Raw genomic sequence first — 19,498 nt, forward strand, 5'->3', positions numbered from 1 at the left:
GATGGTGCGAGCGTAGCCTGGCGATCATGTTCGTCATGGAGCTCACCTACACCGCACCCGTCGAAGCCGTCGAAGAGGAGATGGACGCGCACATCGCCTGGCTGGACGGCTACTACGCATCGGGCGTCTTCCTCGCCTCGGGCCGCAAGGTCCCGCGCGACGGCGGCATCGTCCTGGCGGCCGGGGTCTCCCGCGCGGAGATCGAACGCATCGCGGCAGAGGACCCCTTCACCTTGGCCGGCGTCTGCGAGTACCGCATCACGGAGTTCATCGCGACGAAGACGTCGGGGGATCTGGCGGCGGTGCGGGAGAATCCGGTGGGTTAGGGGGCGGGGGCGGGGGGGCGGGCGCGGGGGGCGGGGTTCGTGCGGTCCGCGTCGGGAGAGGTCGGTCGGGAGGTCATGGGGCGGGGTCCGTGTGCTCGGTGTCGGAGTGGGTACGGGGGCTTCCCGGCAGTCCACTGTCCTTCCGGTGCGTGCCGGGCCGTCAAGGGCGCTCCTTCGTCGCGTCGCTTCGCGATGGCCTTCGGCCACCCTTGACTGCCCGGCCCACCCCGGAAAGACAACAGACTGCCGGGAAGCCCCCGAAGGATGGCCGGGGGGTTCAGGGTTCCGATCAGCTCCGATCAGAGATGCTGAGCAGGGGTGCCCGTCCATCCGCACTCAGCCCACCAGGACCAGCGATCCGGGCCGGTGATGGTGCGCTGGGAGGGGACGGCTCCCTGAAGGGCCCATAGTTCCCCTTTCCGGGTCAGGGTGGGGTCAACCTGCACCAGACAGCGACCAGATGCCCATGCCGGTGCGAGTAGGCCCGTGGACGCGTCAGATCGCTACGCGCTCCTCTCTGCGAGGCGTCCGACGACCGGCTGGGGCCGCTCACAAGCCGCCCACGATCGCTACACACGTCCCCAGCGACGCGAGGGCGGGTTTTGTCCCGTTTTGGCGGCCGGGTAAGGGGTGAATGGGCGCCTGTCGGAGTGTGAGGTCGAGAAATCCGGCAGCAGACTCCGTCTGGCCGCTTTTTCGCCTCGGAATGCCCTCATGTGGACGACAAGCGCGCTGGTGACGACTCCAGGACGGCGGTTGAAGGGGGGTCAGTCGCGGATGAGGAGGACGACGAATCCCGCTACGACTCCCAGGAGCAGCCCGAGGACGGAGTACCGGGGCCGCGACTCACGCAGGACGGGGAGGAAGTGGTCGACGGAAGAGCGGCCCGGCCCGGTGAGGGTGAGGGCGACGACTCCGGCGAAGAGCACCGACTCGAGTTCCACACCCTTGGGGGCGAAGAAGGTACTCAAGCCCCGAATGGCGAGGATGTTGATGAAGGTACCGGTCAAGGCCGCACCGGCGAGCGGAGTGAGCAGGCCGAGCGCGAGACCGAGGCCACCCAGGATCTCGGAGAGTCCGGCGATCACAGCCATGGCATCCCCGGCGGGATAGCCACTCATCGAGAAGCCTTTGCCGGTCGCGGTGAGGCCCGGGCCCTTGAACCAGCCGAAGAGCTTCTGTGTGCCGTGGCCGGCCATGGTGAGGCCGACGACGAGCCGAAGCACAAGCAGGCCGACGTCGTGGGTGGCGGTGGTGTCAGGAGTCCGGGTGGCACGAAAGATCGCGCGGTCCCGTAGTTCGTACGCCATGAACGTGTCCGTTCTTCCGTCCCCCGTGAACGACGGCCACCCTATGACGGTGCTCTGAAATGCCCAGGCCGCAACGTCGTCGGACCCCATCGTCGACCCGTTCGGCGCAGGCCGAACCACGCCCTCGCCGACCCCCAGCCCCAGCCGGTCGTCGGACGCCTCGCAGAGAGGAGCGCGTAGCGATCTGACGCGTCCACGGGCCTACTCGCACCGGCATGGGCATCTGGTCGCTGTCTGGTGCAGGTTGACCCCACCCTGACCCGGAAAGGGGAACTATGGGCCCTTCAGGGAGCCGTCCCCTCCCAGCGCACCATCACCGGCCCGGATCGCTGGTCCTGGTGGGCTGAGTGCGGATGGACGGGCACCCCTGCTCAGCATCTCTGATCGGAGCTGATCGGAACCCTGAACCCCCCGGCCATCCTTCGGGGGCTTCCCGGCAGTCTGTTGTCTTTCCGGGGTGGGCCGGGCAGTCAAGGGTGGCCGAAGGCCATCGCGAAGCGACGCGACGACGAAGGAGGAGCGCCCTTGACGGCCCGGACCGCACCGGAAGGACAGTGGACTGACGGGACGCCCCCGTACCCACACCGACACCGAGTCGGCAGACCCCGCAGACCCCGCCGGCATACCCGAGCTGGTCGGCTTCGGCCGTGGCCCTTGCCGCCCTTGGGGTTGGCCCCGGCCTCTCGATGCCGCCTGGCGGGATGTCGCCCGTGGGTGGTTCCTCGAGCGGATCGTCGACGGGCTCACCGCCTGGCTGAACGGCAACGGGATCCACCACATCCAGCTGCACGCCGGCTCCGACGGCGAGCCCGTGTACAAGGCGGCGGGCTTCGTCACCGGCCGCTACCCGGGAATGGACCTGTTCACCACTCCACGGAACACCCCACAGAACACCCAACGGAACACCCCACAGGACACCCCACAGGGCATCCCGCCGAGCACCCCCACTCCTGATCGAGCGTCACGACCCCTCTTGCGGTTCCAGCCTCCCCACCCGCCCCTTCTCCCCCGCCGCCCAGCAGCCCCCGTCGCCGGCGCAGTCGACGGTGTCGAACGAGCCCGGCGTCAGCGACCGCCAGCTCCTGCCGCCGTCCGTCGTGACGTCCGTGCCGGTCGGGCCCACCGCCAGGCCCGCGTCGCGCAGGTGCGGGAGCCAGGCCGCGCCCGAGCGGTACGCGGGTGGCGGGGTGTGGGCCGGGCGCCAGGTGCGGCCCGCGTCCGCCGATACGGCCGCGGCCTGCGGGGAAGCCTCGCCGGTGCGGTAGTCGCCGCCGACCGCGAGGCCCCTCGTGCGGTCGCGGAAGGCCAGGGCGAAGACCCCCTTGGCCGGGTCGCCCGCCGGGATGCCCGATTCGGCGACCCGCCAGGTGCGGCCGCGGTCCGCCGAGTGCAGGATCCGGGCGGCCGCACCGCCGCCCGTGGCCAGCCAGACGTCGCGCGACCCGGCGCTCACCAGGCACTGGCCACTGGCCGCGAAGCCCGCCTCGCCCGGCAGGGCGTCCGGCATGCCCGTACTCGGCAGCACCGACCAGTTCCGGCCGCCGTCGTCCGTCGACAGGATCCGGAACCTGCCGTCCACCGGGTCGCTCATGGCCAGCCCGTGCCGGGAGTCGAAGAAGGTGAGGCAGTCGTAGAAGGCGCGCGGGTCGGGGTTGCGGAAGGTCTCGGTCCATGTGGCGCCGCCGTCCTCGGTGCGCAGCACCCGTGACGCCTCGCCCTCCCCGATGGACAGGGCCACCGCGCGCCGTGCGTCGAAGGCCTCGATGTCACGCAGCTCCAGGCCTTCCGCGACCGCGCCCGGCGGTGAGACGTCGCGCCAGCTGCGGCCGCCGTCCACGGTGCGCAGCACCGTGCCCTTGGAGCCGGCCAGCCAGGCCGTGGAGCGGCTGACCGCGGCCAGCCCGCGGAATCGGGAGTCCTTGCCGGTCGCCTTCAGCGCCCAGCCCACGCCCCGTAACCCCTGCGCGTCGTACCCCTGCACGTCGTACCCCTGCGCGTCGGGAACGTCCTCCTCCGCGTATGCGGGGGCGGCCAGCAGCCCCACCGTCAGAGCCGCCGCGCACATGCCAACTCCCAGAAGTCTCATGGCGCCGGAAGCTAATGCACCCCGGATCCGGCGTCCAGGGTGCATCCGGGCCGCCGCGTTCCTACGCTGAGGCCATGCCCTCCAAGGAGCCCAAGGCCTACGACGGCAAGCGCATCACCGTCACGTACGACACCGGCCGGTGTCTGCACGCCGCCGAGTGCGTGGGCGGACTGCCCGAGGTGTTCGACTCGGGGAAGCGTCCGTGGGTGCAGCCCGACGGGGCCGAGCCGGAGCGGGTGGCCGAGGTGATCCGCCGCTGCCCCTCGGGCGCGCTGCAGTACCGGCTCGCGGACGACGGGCCGGCCGAGGAGCCGGACCGGCCGACCACGGTCGTACGATCGCCCGCCGGCCAGCTCGTGATGCGCGGCGATCTGCGCGTGACGACCCACGACGGGACGGTCCGCAGGGAGACCAGGGCGATGCTTTGCGCCTGTGGAGTGAGCGGTAACCAGCCGTTCTGCGACCACTCCGGAGCGTGCGGCAGCGACTGAGGCCCCTTCGCGCGCACCCCTCACACCCACTCGCGCCGTCACTCTGTGCGATCAAACGGACGCGTTCCAGCCAATCGGTGACACAGCTCACGTCAGTTCGCATGCACGGATTTGCCGATTCCGGCGTCTATCCGGTTGCCGGGTTCCACCCACGCCCGGCAGCAGATCCGCCGCAAGGGAGCGAGCCTTGATCACTGTTATCGAGCAGGCCGTGCAGGCCCGTCTGGTCGCCACCGCCCCGAAGGTCGAGACCGTACCCGTCACGCTCTGCTACGACCGTGCGGATCCCTTCGCCGTGCGCATGGCCTTCCCCGCCCCCGCCACCCTCGAGGGCGTCGAGGTCTCGTGGACCTTCGCGCGCGAGCTCCTCGAATCGGGGCTGGACCGCCCGACGGGGTGGGGCGACGTGCGGGTGCGGCCGTACGACATCGACCGGACCACGATCGAGTTCCACGCGCCCGAGGGCGTGGCGATCGTGCTGATGCTGACGGCCGAACTGCACCGGTTCCTGGAACGGGCCGCGACGGTCGTGCCGCCGGGGCTGGAGCACCTGTACCTCGACATGGACCACAGCCTGGCCGAGCTCATGCGCGATCCCCGCTGACGCCGAACCGCCCGATCCGCCGCTGTTATTCGTTTGCGGGCGGCCCCGGCCGCCCGTAGTTTCGTAGGCGCCCCACCGCCGTCGAAACGGAGCAGGACATTGTTCGTCTGAGGTTCGAGACACCGACCGAACGCGCCACCCTCGTCAGCACGTGCCCCTGGCCGTGACCGTGACGCAATGGCCGTGGCCGTGGCTGTGGCTGTATCCACCGTCGGCTGTCTCCCCGCGTTGCACGCACCACTCACGCAACCTGGAGGCCTCCATGAGTCATGCCCCTGCTTTCATCACCTGTTCCGCCCTGTCCTTCGACTGGCCCGACGGCACTCCCGTCTTCGAGGACTTCCACCTGGCCGTCGGCCCCGGCCGTACCGGTCTGATCGGGCTCAACGGCTGCGGGAAGTCCACCCTGCTGAAGCTCTTCGCAGGTGAACTGACCCCGTCCGACGGCCAGTTGTCGGTGGCCGGCACCGTCGGACACCTGCCGCAGAGCGTCACTCTCGACACAGCCCTGCGCGTCGACGAGGCGCTCGGCATCCGTGCCACCCGCGCCGCCCTGCACGCCATCGAGGCGGGCGAGGCCACCGAGGCGAACTTCGCCGCGGTCGGCGACGACTGGGATGTCGAGGAACGGGCCCTGGCCGCCCTCGACCAGCTCGGGCTCGCCCGGATCGGCCTGGACCGTACGGTCGGCGAACTCTCCGGCGGCGAATGCGTGTTGCTGCGCCTCGCGGCCCTGCTGCTCGCCCGCCCCGACGTCCTGCTGCTGGACGAGCCGACGAACAACCTCGATCTGCGCGCCCGGCGCCGCCTGTACGCGGCGGTCGAGTCCTGGTCCGGGGTGATGCTCCTGGTCAGCCACGACCGGGAGCTGCTGGAGAGGGTCGACCAGATCGCCGACCTGCACGACGGCGAAGTCCGCTGGTACGGAGGGAACTTCAGCGCGTACGAGGAGCAGCTCGCCGCCGAGCAGGACGCGGCCGAGCGGATGGTCCGGGTCGCGGAGGCCGACGTACAGCGGCAGAAGCGGGAACTGTCCGACGCCCACGGAAAGTTGGCGCGGCGCAAGCGGTACGGCCAGAAGATGAACGACTCGAAACGCGAGCCGAAGATCGTCATGGGTGCCCGAAAGCGCGCGGCCCAGGAGTCGGCCGGCAAGCACCGCATCATGCACACCGAGAAGCTGGCGCAGGCGAAGGAGCGGCTGGACCAGGCGGTGGAGGCCGTCCGGGACGACGACGAGATCCGGATCCGGCTGCCCGCCACGCAGGTCCCGCCGGGTCGTCGGGTCCTGACCCTGAGCAATGTGCACCTGGTGCACGGGGCCAGGGCTGTGGGCGAGTGGGAGCTGCGCGGTCCGGAGCGGATCGCGCTCGTGGGCCGCAACGGTTCGGGCAAGACGACCCTGCTGCGCACGATCGCGGGGCTGCTCGCGCCGGCGTCCGGCGATGCGGTGACCCATGTGCCGACGCGGTTCCTGCCGCAGCGGCTGGACGTGCTCGACGAGAGCCGTTCGGTGGTCGAGAACGTGGCGCGCTTCGCCCCGCAGGCCTCGAACAACCTGATCCGGGCGCGGCTCGCGCACTTCCTGCTCCGGGGTGCGCGGGCGGACCGGCCGGCCGGCACCTTGTCGGGCGGCGAGCGGTTCCGGGCGGCGCTGGCGGCGCTGCTGCTGGCGGAGCCGGCTCCGCAGCTGCTGATGCTGGACGAACCGACGAACAACCTGGACCTGGCGAGCGTGCGACAGCTGACGGGCGCGCTGGAGTCGTACGAGGGCGCGCTGCTGGTGGCGAGCCATGACGTGCCGTTCCTGGAGTCGATCGGGATCACGCGGTGGCTGATGCTCGACGGCGAGATGCGGCCGACCACGGCCGAGGAGGTGCGGGAGGCACTCTGGCACGAGTGACGGGCTGCGCCCGTCCCCGCCGTCCCGGTCCCCGGCGTCAAGGAATGGCGTCGGGGACCACCTGTCGGCGTGACTTTCGCTCTCTCACGCCCTTCTGGCACGCCCACAAACTGCATAGATAACCGGATGTAACCGGGCATATGAACGCCTGGGGCTTGGCGGCTCCTCACGCTCCGCTTAACCTACGGGTTCGTAGGCTACGGAACCGTAGGTAATTCGCTTTGTCCCCAGGAGCACCCGTGACGATCACCTCTCCCCACCTCGGCAGCTCGGAGGCGTGGACCGACGCCAAGCTGCTGTACGCGCTGGAAGAGGTGGTCGAGAAGGAACTCAACCGCCATCTGAAGGTCACCAAGGACTGGATGCCCCACGAGTACGTCCCGTGGAGCGACGGCCGGAACTTCCCGGGCTTCTTCGAGGACGGCGAGGCCTGGGACCCGCAGCAGTCCAAGGTCACCGACATCGGCAAGATCGCGCTGGTCGTGAACCTGCTGACCGAGGACAACCTCCCCAGCTACCACCACGAGATCGCCACGCTCTTCGGGCGCAACGGCGCCTGGGGCACCTGGGTGCACCGCTGGACGGCCGAGGAGGGCCGCCACGGCATCGTGATGCGCGACTACCTGCTGGCCTCGCGCGCCGTGGACCCGGACAAGCTCGAAGCGTTCCGCATGCAGCACATGTCGGAGGGCTTCGAGTCCGACAACCGCCACTCGATGCTGCACTCCGTGGCCTACGTGGCCTTCCAGGAGCTCGCGACCCGCATCTCGCACCGGAACACCGGCCACCAGTCCGGTGACCCGGTCTGCGACCGGATGCTGGCCCGCATCGCGCAGGACGAGAACCTGCACATGATCTTCTACCGGAACCTGCTGGGCGCCGCCTTCGAGCTCGCCCCGGACCTGACGATGGAGGCCGTGCGGGACGTCGTGGTCAACTTCCGGATGCCCGGACACGGCATGCCCGGCTTCGAGCGCATGGCCGCCCAGATGGCGATCGGCGGGGTCTACAACCTGCGGATCCACCACGACGACGTACTGAGCCCCGTGATCCGCTTCCTCAAGATCATGGACATCGACGGTCTCGGCCCCGAGGGCCGGAAGGCCCAGGAGGAGCTGGGGCTCTTCATGAACGGGCTGGACTCCGAGGCCCGCAAGTTCGACGAGCGCCTGGCCGCCCGCGCGGCCCGCATCGCGGCACGCAAGGCCTGACCGCTCGGACCGGTCACCGAAGCCCTGGCAGAGCCGTACTCTGCCAGGGCTTCGTGTTGCGCGGCCGTCGGGCTTGCGCCGTCGTCAGGCCTGCGCAGCCGTCGGGCCCGGTCAGCTGCGCGGGCGCAGGGCGAGGCGCTCCGACTCCGAGAGGCCGCCCCAGACGCCGAAGCGCTCGTCGTTGGCCAGGGCGTACTCCAGGCATGCCACGCGGCCCTCGCACGCCCCGCACAGCCGCTTCGCGTCCCGCAGGGACGAGCCGGGCTCCGGGAAGAAGAAGCCCGGGCCCGTCTGGGCGCAGAGGGCGAGGTCGTACCAGGCGGGCGCGGTGGTGGCAGTGGTGGCGGTAGCGGTGTTCATCGACATGCCGGAGATACTCACCGCCGCCGATGGACGTCCGATCAACGCCTGATCAACACGGGCCCACTCCCCGGCCGACGCAGGGCCTCAGGCCCCCGGCGTGGGAGCGCTGGCTATGACCGCGAACCGCGCACCGTAGGGGTCCGCCAGCTTCGCGAAGCGGCCGACGCCCTCCATGGACACCGGCGACAGCCGGACCTTGCCACCCGACTCCTCGGCCTTGGCCGCCGTCACATCGCAGTCCGCGACCTCGAAGTACGGGGTCCAGTAGGGGCGTTCGGCATCCTCCACGGGGTCCGAGCCGATCGGGACCAGGCCGCCGAAGGCCGCGTCGTCGGGCGTGCCCGCCGCCTTGACCATCGTGTACGAGCCGCCTTCGAAGGGCATCTCGCTGATCTCCCAGCCGAAGACCGAGCCGTAGAAGGCCGCGGCCGCCTGCACATCGCCCGTGTACAGCTCGGTCCAGCACAGGGTGCCGACGTCGGTCACCGCACCGAGGCCTTCGATCCTGCCCGGCTGCCAGATCGAGAACGTGACCCCCGCCGGGTCGGCGAAGATGGCCATCCGGCCGAGGCCCATGACGTCCCTGGGTTCGACGGCCACCGTGCCGCCCGCCTTGACCACGGCGGCCGCAGTGGCGTCCGCGTCGGGGCTCTGGAAGTACAGCGTCCAGGCCGACCGGACCTCCTCCGGCGCGACGGCCATGCCGCCCGCCACCGTCTTGCCGTCGAGGTGGAACATCGCGTATCCGCCGGCTTCCTCGCCGCCCGGCCGGAAGTCCCAGCCGAACAGTCCGGTGTAGAACCCGGCGGCGCCGTCGAGGTTGGGCGTGCCGAGGTCGACCCAGTTCGGGGAACCGTCTTTGTAGTCCGTCGTGAGCATGACCCGTACTCCTTCCGTCCTCACTACGAGCATGGCACCCGCCACTGACAGCGGGCTCAGTCCTCGTGCTTCGCGCGGCTCGGCTGGACGCGCTTCGGTTCGCCCGGCATCTTCGGGTAGTCCGGCGGGTACGGCATGTCGCCCAGGCCGTGGTCGTGTTCGTGGCGGTCGGCCAGTTCCAGGGCCGCGTCCAGGGTGAAGGCGTGGTCGTCCATGTCCGCATGCAGGTCGCCGAGTTCGGCGTAGCGCGCGGGCATGGTGGTGATGTCGAAGTCGCGGGGCTCGGCGGAGTCGATCTCGTCCCAGCGCAGCGGGGCCGAGACCGGGGCGTGCGGGCGCGGGCGTACGGAGTAGGCGGAGGCGATGGTGCGGTCGCGGGCGGTCTGGTTGTAGTCGACGAAGATCCGCTCGCCGCGCTCCTCCTTCCACCACGCGGTGGTCACCTTGCCGGGCATCCGCTGTTCCAGCTCCCGGCCGATCGCGATTGCGCAGCGCCGGACCTCGGTGAAGGTCCAGCGCGGCTCGATCGGGACGAAGACGTGCAGGCCGCGTCCGCCCGAGGTCTTGGGCCAGCCGCGCAGGCCCAGGTCCTCCAGTACGTCGCGCAGCTCGTGGGCGCAGATCACCGCATGGTGGTAGTCGGTGCCCGGCTGCGGGTCCAGGTCGATGCGCAGCTCGTCGGGCCGGTCGGTGTCCTCGCGGCGCACCGGCCAGGGGTGGAAGGTCAGGCAGCCCAGGTTGGCCGCCCACAGCACGGCGGCGGGCTCGGTCGGGCAGATCTCGTCGGCCGACCGCCCGGAGGGGAATTCGATGTGGGCGGTCGGGATCCAGTCGGGCAGGTTCTTGGGGGCGCGCTTCTGGAAGAAGGACTCGCCCTCCACCCCTTCGGGGTAGCGTTCCAGGGTGGTGGGCCGGTTGCGCAGGGCGCGGGTGATCCCGTCGCCCACGGCCAGGTAGTACTGCGCCACGTCCAGCTTCGTCAGGCCCCGCTCGGGGAAGTACACCTTGTCCGGGCTGGACAGCCGCACCGTCCGCCCGCCCGCGTCCAGCTCGATCGCATTACCGGATGCACCCATGTGCGCCACGGTAGGCGGGCCCGGCCAGGTGCGCATACCGGGCGGGTCGGGGCGTACCACCGCAGAATCTAAGACATGGATCTGCCCGTTATGCCGCCCGTGAAGCCGATGCTCGCCAAGTCGGTGGCCAAGATCCCGCCGGGTATGCAGTACGAGGCGAAGTGGGACGGCTTCCGGGCGATCGTGCACCGCGACGGCGACGAAGTGGAGATCGGCAGCCGCACCGGCAAGACCCTGACCCGGTACTTTCCCGAGCTGGTGACCGCGCTGAAGGACAACCTGCCGCCCCGCTGCGTGGTGGACGGCGAGATCGTCATCGTTCACGGCGGGCGGCTCGACTTCGACCGGCTGACCGAGCGGATCCATCCCGCGCAGTCCCGTGTCGACATGCTGGCGCAGAAGACCCCTGCCAGCTTCGTCGCCTTCGATCTGCTCGCGCTCGGCGACGAGGCGCTCCTCGACACCCCGCTCACCGACCGCCGCACCGCCCTCGCCGACGCCCTGTCCACCGCCCGGCCCCCCGTTCATCTCGCGCCTGCGACCACCGACCCCGCGCTCGCGCAGGAGTGGTTCGAGCGGTTCGAGGGCGCCGGGCTCGACGGGGTGATCGCCAAACCGCTCGATCTCCCCTACCGGCCCGATGCCCGTCTCATGTTCAAGATCAAGCACGAGCGTACGGCCGACGTCGTCATCGCGGGTTTCCGTTTCCACAAGAGCGGTCCGATTGTCGGATCGCTGCTCCTGGGCCTGCACGACGACCACGGCGCCCTCCAGCACGTGGGGGTCTGCGCCGCCTTCCCGATGAAGCGCCGCGCCGATCTGGTGGACGAGCTCGCACCGCTGCGGATGGACGACACCACCGGGCACCCGTGGGCCGCCTGGGCCGAGGAGTCCGCCCACGAGAGCGCCCGGCTGCCCGGCGCGCAGAGCCGCTGGACCGGCAAGAAGGACCTCTCCTGGGTGCCGCTGCGCCCCGAACGCGTCTGCGAGGTGGCGTACGACCACATGGAGGGCGACCGCTTCCGGCACACCGCCCAGTTCCGCCGCTGGCGGCCCGACCGGGCACCGGAGAGCTGTACGTACGCCCAGCTCGAGGAGGTCGTCGGCTACGACCTCGCCGAGGTCCTCGGCCCGACCGCCGGCGCGTAGGCGGCCTCCCCCGGCCCGGCGCCGCAGGACCCGTCCTCAGGACCCCGCCGTCAGCTTCTCCCACTCCTCCCGGTCCGGGCCCACCACGTGCGGCGCGTAGTCCGGCCGGGCCGCCAGCCAGCGCGCCACCCGGGCCCGGACGTCCGGGTCCGCGTACGCCCGCTCCGGCGGCTCGGCCAGGTGCCGGACCCGCGCCCGGGCCCGCATCACCTCGGGATCCTCCAGGGCGCACTCGAACAGCGCGGCCACCTCGCGGGCCGTCCCCGTCCGCCCGGCCCGGGTCGCGAACCGTTCGCCGATGGCCGCGTCGGCCACCACCTGGAAGTCGAACCACGGCTTCAGGGTGCGTACGGCCCACGCGTGGTACTCGGCGGCGAACCGCGCCGATCCGGGGTCCTGGTGCGCCGTACGGGCCACCCTGCGGGCGGCCCACAGCGCGAGCGAGGTGCCCTGCCCGAGCGTCGGGTTGGTGTGCGTGATCGCGTCCCCGACCGGCACCAGTCCGGTCGCCACCGGCCCCTGCTCGTCGACGAGCGCGGTCCACCGGTTGTCCAGGCTCGCCGTGGCCAGTACGCCGGACAGCGGTTCGGCGCCCAGGTCCAGCCAGGCCGCGCCGGGCGGGAAGGCCCGGGCTGCGGCCTCGAAGACGGCGGGATCGCGCAGCGCGGAGCGGGTGGTGTCCCGGGTGTGGACGAACAGGGTCACGGCGAACACCCGGTTGTCGGCCGGGAAGACCGCGCAGCCGGCGAACGTGCCGCCGGTCACCGCCCACGGCCGGCGCGGGCCCTCCTCCAGCCCCTCGGGCAGCCGGTACCAGCGGCAGAAGTACGCCAGTCCCGTGCGGTGGCGTTCCACGAGCGCCGGACGGCAGCCCGCCGCGGCCAGCAGCCGCTCGACCCCGCCGCGCCGTCCGCCCGCGTCCACGACGAGGTCCGCCGCGTACGCACCGTCCTGCGTGGTCACGCCCGTCACGCGCACCCCGGACGCTCCGGGCCCGGTGTCCGTCAGCCCGGTCGTCGTCAGTCCGGTCACGGGCTCCCCGTGGTGCATGACCGCCCCCGGTTCGGCGCGCAGGGCCGTGGCGAGCGCACTCTCCAGCACGATGCGCCGGGCCTGCAGCATCACGAGGTCCTCGTCGCCGGGCCGCGCGGGCGGGCGTACCTCGAACCAGTCCAGCTCGTGCCGTTCGCGGGCGCCGAGCCGCAGCATCTCCGCGTGGACGTCGGGCAGTTCGTCCCGCAGCACGGTGCGGGCCGCGCCGAGCAGGGCGTGCGGCTGGGTGGCCTGCGGGACGCCGGGCCGGTGCCAGCCGAAGAAGTCCCGGTCGAGTGCGGCGCCGGGGGCGCGTGTGTCCCGTTCGAAGAGTTCGGCGGTGTGTCCGTGCCGCGCCGCGAGCAGTGCGGTCGCCAGCCCTCCGACACCTCCGCCGATGACCATCACATGTGCCATTGCGTGCCCCCCGAGCCTCTGAGCCGATGAAACGGTACGAAGATCAGACCGCTCAGAGCTTGCACGGACGGGCCCTGACCGAAACCCGCACACCTGTCCGATGCGCTACGCCTAAGCGGTCTCGGTGGAGGCGTGCCCCACTCCCCCGAGACCGCTCAGCCCACGTTCCTGCCCGAGCGGTGGGCCTCGAGGGCCTGCCGGGTCTCCTCCTCGATCAGGTCGGTGTTGATCGCCACGGCCGCACGCACCCCGGCCGCGGCCGCGCCGGCCAGCTGCTCCATCGGGCCGGCCACGTTCCCGGCCGCCCAGACGCCCCGCAGCGCGGTGGCCCCCGTCGCCGGATCCGCTTCCAGGCAGGTGCCGATCGCCACCCCGGCCCGCTCCACGCCGGCGACGGGCAGTCCCAGGCTCGCCGCCACCCCGGCGCGGGCGGTGAACCGCGGCCCCACCACGAGGGCCGTGCACGCCACGGCGCCTCCGCCGGCCAGGGCCACCCCGGCCAGCCGGCCGTCGACGACGTCGAGGCCGGTCACCTCGCCCTCCGCCACCGCGATGCCGAGGGCGGCCAGCAGCTCCCGGTCCTCGCCGCTGAGCGGCCAGGTGTGGGACAGCAAGGTGACCCGTTGGCTCCAGTTCCGCCACATCTGCGCCTGGTGCACGGCGACCGGGCCGGTGGCCAGCACCGCAATCGGCTCGTCGCGGACCTCCCAGCCGTGGCAGTACGGGCAGTGCAGCACGTCCCGCCCCCAGCGCTCCCGGAGCCCCGCAATCTCCGGCAGCTCGTCCGCCAGGCCGGTGGCGATCAGCAGCCGGCCGGCCCTGACCGCCGACCCGTCGGCGCACCGGACCAGGAAGCCGCCCCCGGGCAGCCGGTCGGCCGCGATCGCGGTGCCGGCCGCCCCGGACCGGATCCCGCCCCCGTACCCGGCGACCTCCGCCCGCCCCACGGCCAGCAGCTCCGCCGGGCTCGCCCCGTCCCGGCCCAGGTACCCGTGCAGGTGGGCGGCGGGGGCGTTGCGTGGGCTGCCGGAGTCGAGTACGAGTACCGACCGGCGGGCCCGGGCCAGGGTCAGCGCCCCGGCGAGTCCGGCGGTCCCGCCGCCCACGACCACCACGTCGAAGAAGCCCGCCTGCATGTCGCTGTCGTCGCCGATGCCGATGCCGTCCGTTGCGTTGTCCATACCGGTGAGGGTGTGGCCGCAGGCGCCCGCTTGACAAATACTCTTGCCGAACCGGCAAATGGAGCCATGGCCACCGAGGAGCAGCCGCAACGGCAGCGGGACGACCAGCGGCAGCAGGACGACGAGGAACTCGCGGACGTGCTGACCGCCGTCGGGCCACGGCTGCGCGCCCTGCGCCTGCAGCGCGGGAGCACCCTCGCCCAGCTCGCCGAGGCCACCGGGATCTCGCTCTCCACCCTCTCCCGGCTGGAGTCCGGGCAGCGCCGGCCGACGCTGGAGCTGCTGCTTCCGCTGGCCAAGGCGCACCGCGTGGCGCTGGACGAGCTGGTCGGCGCGCCGGAGACGGGCGATCCGCGGATCCGCCCGCGGCCGTTCGTCCGGCACGGCTGCACGTACGTGCCGCTCAGCCGCAATTTCGGCGGGGTGCACGCGTTCAAGCAGATCCTGCCGCCCCTGGACGGGCCGCCGGTCGACCCGGAGCTGCAGGTCCACGAGGGCTACGAGTGGCTGTACGTGCTCTCGGGGCAGGTCCGGCTGCTGCTCGGCGAGCACGACCTCGTACTCGGCGCCGGGGAGGCCGCCGAGTTCGACACCCGCACCCCGCACGCCTTCTTCAATGCGGGTCCGCAGCCCGCCGAGTTCCTCAGCCTCTTCGGACCGCAGGGCGAGCGGATCCACGTACGCGCCAGACCCACCACCCCACCGAAGCAGGAAAGCGGAGCACAGCGATGACGACGCCGAACGACCGGCCCGAACGCCCCGCCCGGGCCGTCCCGCAGCCCAACGCCGTCGTCGGCGTCGGGCTGGTCGTGGCCGACGCCGAGGGCCGGGTGCTCCTCGGGCAGGCGCACGACGGCCGCTGGGAGCTGCCCGGCGGGAAGGTCGACCCCGGGGAGAGCTTCGAGCAGGCCGCGGCCCGGGAACTGGCCGAGGAGACCGATCTGCGGGTGGCTCCCGAGGACGTCCGGATCCTGACCGTCCAGCTCTCCCCGAAGGCCGGGGTGACCCGCCTGACCGCGGGGGCCGTCACCACCTCCGCCGAGGGCACCCCCCGGGTCACGGAGCCGCACAAGATCCTGCGCTGGCAGTGGTTCGCCCCGGACGGGATCCCGGATGCCCTGTACGCCCCCTCGACGGGGGTCCTGCGCACGTGGCGCCCCGAGCTCGGGCCCACCCTGCCGCCCGTCCCGTCCTACGACTACCCGACGGCACAGGGCCCGGCGGCATAAGGGTCCGGCGGCGTGGGACCCGCCCGCAGGGGCCGCCGACCTCCTGTGACATCTCCCACCCCCTCTTGCCACAGGAAAGAAGGCATACCTAAGTTCAGACGTATGGCCCCACACCACCCCACACCCCCCACCGGCCCGGGCACCCCGGCGCTGGTCGACTTCACCGTCGACCTCACCGCGCAGGAGGTGCTCCGCCGGGCCCAGGTCATGGAAGCCCTCGGCTCCGACTGGGACCCGATCGAGGTACTGCGCGGCGAGGAGGCGGCGTACGACCTGCTGTACTCCGGCCTCGACGAGGAGCAGCAGCGCGTGTACGACGACCTGGTCGCGGCCGGCGTGCTGCCCTCGCGCGGGGGCGGCCGTGCTGCCGCTTGACCCGCAGGCGGACATCGGGCGCCGCGCGTGGGTCACCTGTCCGAGCTGCAACGACAGTCGCGGGTGCGATCCGTGCGAGCAGCAGCGCACGTGCTCCGAGCACTGGCGCTACCTGCTGTCCAACACCGGCAGCCTGCTGCACCTGCAGTGCCCGTCCTGCACGCACGTCTGGGTGCACGAGAGCGGTTTCGGCGCGACCCGTTCCCTGTGGAACCGCATCACCAGCGGCCGCACCGGGCTCTGACCGGGGCGTTCACCCGGCTGCCGGGCGCGACGCCGGATCACACCCCCGCCGGGGCCTTCTGCGCGAAGTGGCCCTCGCGCAGGTCCTCCGCCAGCAGCCGCTTCGCGATCGCGTCGGCCGCCGCCCGGAGTTCCTCGCTCCGCGGGCGGCCGCGGTCCTTTTCCAGCTGGTCGCCGAGCCAGTCGCCCCATGCCTTCGAGATGGTCGCCGCCTCCCGCTCCCCCGCCGCCGTGAGGGTGAAGAAGGTGCCCTCGTGGGTCAGGTAGCCCTCCTCGATCATCCGGTCGAAGACGGGCAGCAGGACCTCCGGGGGCAGGGAGCGGCGCGAGGCGACGAGTCCGAGGCTGGCGTGCCCGACGGTGCGGGTCATGAGCTCCACCTGCATCACCGCCCATGCGCCCGCCACGTCCAGCCGGGTGTCCGAGGCGTTCACGATCGCCCGCGCCGTCTCCGGCCCCATGTTCCGCACGAGCGTGCCGACCGCCAGCTCCAGCAGCTTGGCCGAGTTGCCGGAGGCCGTGACCGGTGAGGCGAAGCCGTCGCCCATGTCCGTCGACGCCGCGCGGGCGGTGTCGCGCAGCGGGACCTGTTTGAGGAAGAGCGCGACGACGAAGCCGATCCCGGCCACCGGCACGGTCCACAGGAACACCGTGTGCAGCGTCTGCGCGTACGCCTCGACGATCGGCCCGGCCGCCGCCGGGTCGAGCCCGTGGACGCCCCTGGGGCTCTGGGCCGCCTCGGCCAGCTGCGCCGGATCGCCGCCGGTGGCCCGGGCGGCCTCCGCGACCGCCTTGTCCAGCGCAGGGCCCAGGGTGTTGGCGTAGATAGTGCCGAAGACGGCGGTGCCGAACGAGCTGCCGAGCGTACGGAAGAACGTGACGCCTGACGTGGCGGTGCCGAGGTCGGCGTAGTCCACGGTGTTCTGCACGGCGATCGTGAGGACCTGCATGCACAGGCCGATCCCGGCACCGAGCACGAACATGTACAGCGATTCCAGCCAGGCGCCGGTCTCCGGACCCATGCGGGACAGCAGGTACAGCCCGATCCCCATCACCAGGCAGCCCACGATGGGGAAGATCCGGTACCGCCCGGTCTTGCTGGTGACGTTGCCGCTGAAGACGGATGCGATCAGCAGGCCGATCACCAGCGGCAGGGTCCGTACGCCCGAGACCGTGGCGGAATCCCCGTCCACGAACTGCAGGTACGTCGGCAGGAACGTCATCGCGCCGAGCATGGCGAAGCCGACCACGAAGCTGAGCACCGAGCAGACCGTGAAGACCGGGTTGCGGAACAGCCGCATCGGCAGCATCGGTTCCGCCGCCCGCGTCTCGACCAGGCAGAACAGGGCCAGGGCCAGCACGCCGAGCACGAAGAGCCCGATGATCGTCGCGGAGCCCCAGGCGTACTCGTTCCCGCCCCAGCTGGTGGCCAGGATCAGGGCACTGGAGCCCACCGCGACCAGGGCGATGCCCAGGTAGTCGATACGGGTCCCCCCGGCGGCCCGGACCGAGGGGATCGTCCGGGCCGCCGCGATCACCACCAGGATCGCGATCGGGACGTTCACGTAGAACGCCCAGCGCCAGGTCAGGTGGTCGGTGAACAGGCCGCCGAGCAGGGGCCCGATGACGGTCGCGACCCCGAAGACGGCGCCGATCGCGCCCTGGTACTTGCCGCGTTCGCGCAAGGGGACCACGTCGGCGATCAGGGCCATGGAGGTGACCATCAGGCCGCCGGCGCCGACGCCCTGGACCCCCCGCCACAGGATGAGCAGCGACATGTTGCTCGCCAGGCCGCACAGGAACGAGCCGGTGATGAAGACGATCGCCGAGATCTGGAAGATCAGTTTCCGGCCGAAGAGGTCGCCGAATTTTCCCACCAGCACCGTCGCGACGGTCTCCGCGAGCAGGTAGGAGGTCACCACCCACGACATGTGGTCCCCGCCGCCGAGATCCGCCACGATCGTGGGCAGGGCGGTCCCGACGATCGTCTGGTCGAGGGCCGCGAGCAGCACGCCCAGCATGATCGTGCCGAAGACGACATTGCGCCGCCGCCGGTCGAGCTCAGGAGGCGCCGCGGCTGCGGCGGAGGCTTCGGCGGGGGCAGTCGTCACATCTCGCACTCTCACAGCGCCCCCACCCCGCCGCATGCGCACTGGGCCGTACGAGGGACCTCCGCCGGGCTTCCCGGCGGGGGATCAGCGCAGGTAGGCCAGCCCCGGGTGCTCGGCCGCGTAGCCGTCCAGGAGCCGCCGGGCCACCCCGACCGAGTCCACCAGCGGGTGCAGCGCGAAGGCCTTGACGGCGTCGGCCCGGGAGCCGCTCGCGGCGGCCGCGAGGACCTCCCGCTCGACCGCCTTGACCGAGGTCACCAGGCCCACCGCGTGCAGCGGCAGCGGGTCCACGGCCACCGGGTGCGCGCCGTTCGCGTCGACCAGGCAGGGCACCTCGATGACCGCCTGCGCGTCGAGCACGGACAGGGTCGAGCGGTTGCGGACGTTGAGGATCAGCGTGGCCCGCTCGTCCCGGGCGATGGCCCGCATCAGCGCGAGCGCGACCTTCTCGTACCCGCCGGACTCCAGATCGCTCTCGTCGCGCTCGCCGACGCCCGCCGCCTCGCGGTTCGCGGCCATGTACGTGGCCTCCCGCTCGGCCCGGGTCCGGTCCCAGGCGGCCAGCGCCGCCCCGGCCGGCCTGTCCGTGCGGCCCGCCTCGGCATAGAAGCCGCGCTGCTGGTCGCGCAGGAACGCGCCGCGGGTCTGCTCGGCCTCCGTGTACGCCCGTACGGTGTCACGGTTGAAGTAGTAGTAGTGCAGGTACTCGTTGGGGATCGCGCCGAGCGAGCGCAGCCACTCGGCCCCGAACAGCCGGCCCTCCTCGAAGGACTCCAGCGCTTCGGTGTCGGCCAGCAGCCGGGGCAGTTCGTCACGGCCGCCGATGCGCAGCCCGCGGAGCCAGCCCAGATGGTTGAGGCCGACGTAGTCGATCCAGGCCTCCTCCGGGCGGGCGCCGAGCAGCCGGGCGACGCGCCGGCCGAGTCCCACCGGGGAGTCGCAGATCCCGATCACCCGGTCGCCGAGCTCCTCGGCCATGGCCTCGGTGACGAGCCCCGCCGGGTTGGTGAAGTTGATGACCCAGGCCTCGGGGGCGGTACAGGCGACCCTGCGGGCGATCTCCCGGGCGACCGGAACCGTCCGCAGGCCGTACGCGATCCCGCCCGCGCCGACCGTCTCCTGGCCCAGCACGCCCTCGGCCAGGGCGACCCGCTCGTCCGCGGCGCGCCCCTCGAGGGCGCCGACGCGGATGGCGGAGAAGACGAAGTCGGACCCGCGCAGGGCCTCGTCGAGATCCCCGGTGGCGGTGACGGCCGGGGCGTCGGGCGCTCCGGAGGCGGTCGCCTGGTCGGCGAGCACCCGGGCCATGGCGCCGAGCCGGGCGGGGTCCTCGTCGTACAGCGTCACCTGGGTGACACGGCCCTCGGCATGGTCGCCGAGCAGTGCACCGTAGACGAGCGGTACCCGGAATCCGCCCCCGCCGAGGATGGTCAGCCGCACGCCCTACCGCCCTTCGCCCGTGCCACGATCGGTGCCACGATCCGTGGCATCCGCTCCGTGGCACGTGATCGA

General features: G+C 72.0%; 19 protein-coding genes. 10 read left to right on the top strand and 9 right to left on the bottom strand.

All coding sequences use genetic code 11. The annotated features are described in order from the left end of the window. Nucleotides 1-26 precede the first annotated feature (26 nt). Nucleotides 27-326, top strand: coding sequence for a YciI family protein (locus OHT74_RS07810; RefSeq protein WP_328619821.1), 300 nt, complete (start codon nt 27-29; stop codon nt 324-326). A gap of 767 nt (nt 327-1,093) precedes the next feature. On the opposite strand, the gene OHT74_RS07815 is transcribed toward OHT74_RS07810, so the two are convergent. Together OHT74_RS07815 and OHT74_RS07820 are read right to left on the bottom strand one after the other, a co-directional pair. Beyond that, entirely contained in the window at nt 1,094-1,636 is a 543-nt protein-coding gene (locus OHT74_RS07815) for a DoxX family protein (RefSeq protein ID WP_328619822.1), read from the bottom strand. A gap of 961 nt (nt 1,637-2,597) precedes the next feature. Next, nucleotides 2,598-3,722, bottom strand: a complete 1,125-nt coding sequence (locus tag OHT74_RS07820) for a WD40/YVTN/BNR-like repeat-containing protein (protein ID WP_328619823.1) — start codon at nt 3,720-3,722, stop codon at nt 2,598-2,600. Between the two features lie 74 nt (nt 3,723-3,796). Here OHT74_RS07820 and OHT74_RS07825 point away from each other — a divergent pair, with 74 nt between their 5' ends. From OHT74_RS07825 to OHT74_RS07840, 4 genes are all read left to right on the top strand, one after another. Next, complete coding sequence (locus OHT74_RS07825) at nt 3,797-4,213, top strand: (4Fe-4S)-binding protein (RefSeq protein WP_266997986.1); 417 nt, start codon at nt 3,797-3,799, stop codon at nt 4,211-4,213. Between the two features lie 187 nt (nt 4,214-4,400). Next, a complete protein-coding gene (locus tag OHT74_RS07830; protein ID WP_266661952.1) occupies nt 4,401-4,817 on the top strand; it encodes an SsgA family sporulation/cell division regulator in 417 nt (138 codons plus the stop codon). 262 nt (nt 4,818-5,079) lie between these two features. Continuing rightward, entirely contained in the window at nt 5,080-6,720 is a 1,641-nt protein-coding gene (locus tag OHT74_RS07835) for an ABC-F family ATP-binding cassette domain-containing protein (RefSeq protein ID WP_328619824.1), read from the top strand. A gap of 239 nt (nt 6,721-6,959) precedes the next feature. Next, nucleotides 6,960-7,931, top strand: a complete 972-nt coding sequence (locus OHT74_RS07840) for an acyl-ACP desaturase (RefSeq protein WP_328619825.1) — start codon at nt 6,960-6,962, stop codon at nt 7,929-7,931. Nucleotides 7,932-8,042: 111 nt separating this feature from the next. On the opposite strand, the gene OHT74_RS07845 is transcribed toward OHT74_RS07840, so the two are convergent. From OHT74_RS07845 to ligD, 3 genes are all read right to left on the bottom strand, one after another. Further along, on the bottom strand, nt 8,043-8,297 hold the full coding sequence (locus OHT74_RS07845) for a WhiB family transcriptional regulator (RefSeq protein ID WP_053790266.1): 255 nt from the start codon (nt 8,295-8,297) through the stop codon (nt 8,043-8,045). A gap of 81 nt (nt 8,298-8,378) precedes the next feature. Next, entirely contained in the window at nt 8,379-9,173 is a 795-nt protein-coding gene (locus OHT74_RS07850) for a VOC family protein (protein WP_328619826.1), read from the bottom strand. A 56-nt stretch (nt 9,174-9,229) separates the two neighbouring features. Then, nucleotides 9,230-10,249, bottom strand: coding sequence for a non-homologous end-joining DNA ligase (gene ligD, locus OHT74_RS07855; RefSeq protein WP_266661961.1), 1,020 nt, complete (start codon nt 10,247-10,249; stop codon nt 9,230-9,232). A 75-nt stretch (nt 10,250-10,324) separates the two neighbouring features. On the opposite strand from ligD, the gene OHT74_RS07860 reads away from it, so the two are divergent. Next, nucleotides 10,325-11,398 carry an ATP-dependent DNA ligase gene (locus OHT74_RS07860; protein ID WP_328619827.1) on the top strand — a complete coding sequence of 358 codons (1,074 nt, stop codon included), beginning with the start codon at nt 10,325-10,327 and terminating at the stop codon, nt 11,396-11,398. Between the two features lie 36 nt (nt 11,399-11,434). On the opposite strand, the gene OHT74_RS07865 is transcribed toward OHT74_RS07860, so the two are convergent. Next, nucleotides 11,435-12,847 (bottom strand): NAD(P)/FAD-dependent oxidoreductase, encoded by a 1,413-nt coding sequence (locus tag OHT74_RS07865; RefSeq protein ID WP_328619828.1) that lies wholly within the window; start codon nt 12,845-12,847, stop codon nt 11,435-11,437. A 155-nt stretch (nt 12,848-13,002) separates the two neighbouring features. Further along, complete coding sequence (locus tag OHT74_RS07870) at nt 13,003-14,028, bottom strand: NAD(P)/FAD-dependent oxidoreductase (RefSeq protein ID WP_328619829.1); 1,026 nt, start codon at nt 14,026-14,028, stop codon at nt 13,003-13,005. A gap of 66 nt (nt 14,029-14,094) precedes the next feature. Between OHT74_RS07870 and OHT74_RS07875 the strand changes: the two genes are divergently transcribed. The 4 genes from OHT74_RS07875 to OHT74_RS07890 all read left to right on the top strand — a co-directional run bounded on the left by OHT74_RS07875 (nt 14,095) and on the right by OHT74_RS07890 (nt 15,876). Next, nucleotides 14,095-14,760, top strand: coding sequence for a helix-turn-helix domain-containing protein (locus OHT74_RS07875; protein ID WP_266661967.1), 666 nt, complete (start codon nt 14,095-14,097; stop codon nt 14,758-14,760). Further along, complete coding sequence (locus OHT74_RS07880; protein WP_328619830.1) at nt 14,757-15,257, top strand: nucleotide triphosphate diphosphatase NUDT15; 501 nt, start codon at nt 14,757-14,759, stop codon at nt 15,255-15,257. The genes OHT74_RS07875 and OHT74_RS07880 overlap by 4 nt, the downstream gene beginning before the upstream one ends. Nucleotides 15,258-15,359: 102 nt before the next feature. Then, on the top strand, nt 15,360-15,632 hold the full coding sequence (locus OHT74_RS07885; RefSeq protein WP_266997971.1) for a DUF6400 family protein: 273 nt from the start codon (nt 15,360-15,362) through the stop codon (nt 15,630-15,632). Next, nucleotides 15,619-15,876 carry a hypothetical protein gene (locus OHT74_RS07890; RefSeq protein WP_266661973.1) on the top strand — a complete coding sequence of 86 codons (258 nt, stop codon included), beginning with the start codon at nt 15,619-15,621 and terminating at the stop codon, nt 15,874-15,876. The genes OHT74_RS07885 and OHT74_RS07890 overlap by 14 nt, the downstream gene beginning before the upstream one ends. A gap of 37 nt (nt 15,877-15,913) precedes the next feature. Here OHT74_RS07890 and OHT74_RS07895 read toward each other — a convergent pair whose 3' ends face one another. Both OHT74_RS07895 and OHT74_RS07900 read right to left on the bottom strand, forming a co-directional pair. Then, nucleotides 15,914-17,986, bottom strand: a complete 2,073-nt coding sequence (locus OHT74_RS07895) for an MDR family MFS transporter (RefSeq protein ID WP_328619831.1) — start codon at nt 17,984-17,986, stop codon at nt 15,914-15,916. 84 nt (nt 17,987-18,070) lie between these two features. Further along, a complete protein-coding gene (locus OHT74_RS07900; RefSeq protein WP_328619832.1) occupies nt 18,071-19,426 on the bottom strand; it encodes a 6-phospho-beta-glucosidase in 1,356 nt (451 codons plus the stop codon). Nucleotides 19,427-19,498: the final 72 nt, after the last annotated feature.

This window comes from Streptomyces sp. NBC_00354 (genome assembly GCF_036106915.1).
Taxonomy (GTDB): domain Bacteria; phylum Actinomycetota; class Actinomycetes; order Streptomycetales; family Streptomycetaceae; genus Streptomyces.

What these genes read in the sequence shown, in the direction of transcription:
- OHT74_RS07810 (WP_328619821.1), top strand. Translation starts at nt 27, where the DNA reads ATGTTCGTCATGGAGCTCACCTACACCGCACCCGTCGAAGCCGTCGAA.
- OHT74_RS07815 (WP_328619822.1), bottom strand. Translation starts at nt 1,636, where the DNA reads ATGGCGTACGAACTACGGGACCGCGCGATCTTTCGTGCCACCCGGACT.
- OHT74_RS07820 (WP_328619823.1), bottom strand. Translation starts at nt 3,722, where the DNA reads ATGAGACTTCTGGGAGTTGGCATGTGCGCGGCGGCTCTGACGGTGGGG.
- OHT74_RS07825 (WP_266997986.1), top strand. Translation starts at nt 3,797, where the DNA reads ATGCCCTCCAAGGAGCCCAAGGCCTACGACGGCAAGCGCATCACCGTC.
- OHT74_RS07835 (WP_328619824.1), top strand. Translation starts at nt 5,080, where the DNA reads ATGAGTCATGCCCCTGCTTTCATCACCTGTTCCGCCCTGTCCTTCGAC.
- OHT74_RS07845 (WP_053790266.1), bottom strand. Translation starts at nt 8,297, where the DNA reads ATGTCGATGAACACCGCTACCGCCACCACTGCCACCACCGCGCCCGCC.
- OHT74_RS07850 (WP_328619826.1), bottom strand. Translation starts at nt 9,173, where the DNA reads ATGCTCACGACGGACTACAAAGACGGTTCCCCGAACTGGGTCGACCTC.
- ligD (WP_266661961.1), bottom strand. Translation starts at nt 10,249, where the DNA reads ATGGGTGCATCCGGTAATGCGATCGAGCTGGACGCGGGCGGGCGGACG.
- OHT74_RS07860 (WP_328619827.1), top strand. Translation starts at nt 10,325, where the DNA reads ATGGATCTGCCCGTTATGCCGCCCGTGAAGCCGATGCTCGCCAAGTCG.
- OHT74_RS07865 (WP_328619828.1), bottom strand. Translation starts at nt 12,847, where the DNA reads ATGGCACATGTGATGGTCATCGGCGGAGGTGTCGGAGGGCTGGCGACC.
- OHT74_RS07870 (WP_328619829.1), bottom strand. Translation starts at nt 14,028, where the DNA reads ATGGACAACGCAACGGACGGCATCGGCATCGGCGACGACAGCGACATG.
- OHT74_RS07875 (WP_266661967.1), top strand. Translation starts at nt 14,095, where the DNA reads ATGGCCACCGAGGAGCAGCCGCAACGGCAGCGGGACGACCAGCGGCAG.
- OHT74_RS07880 (WP_328619830.1), top strand. Translation starts at nt 14,757, where the DNA reads ATGACGACGCCGAACGACCGGCCCGAACGCCCCGCCCGGGCCGTCCCG.
- OHT74_RS07885 (WP_266997971.1), top strand. Translation starts at nt 15,360, where the DNA reads ATGGCCCCACACCACCCCACACCCCCCACCGGCCCGGGCACCCCGGCG.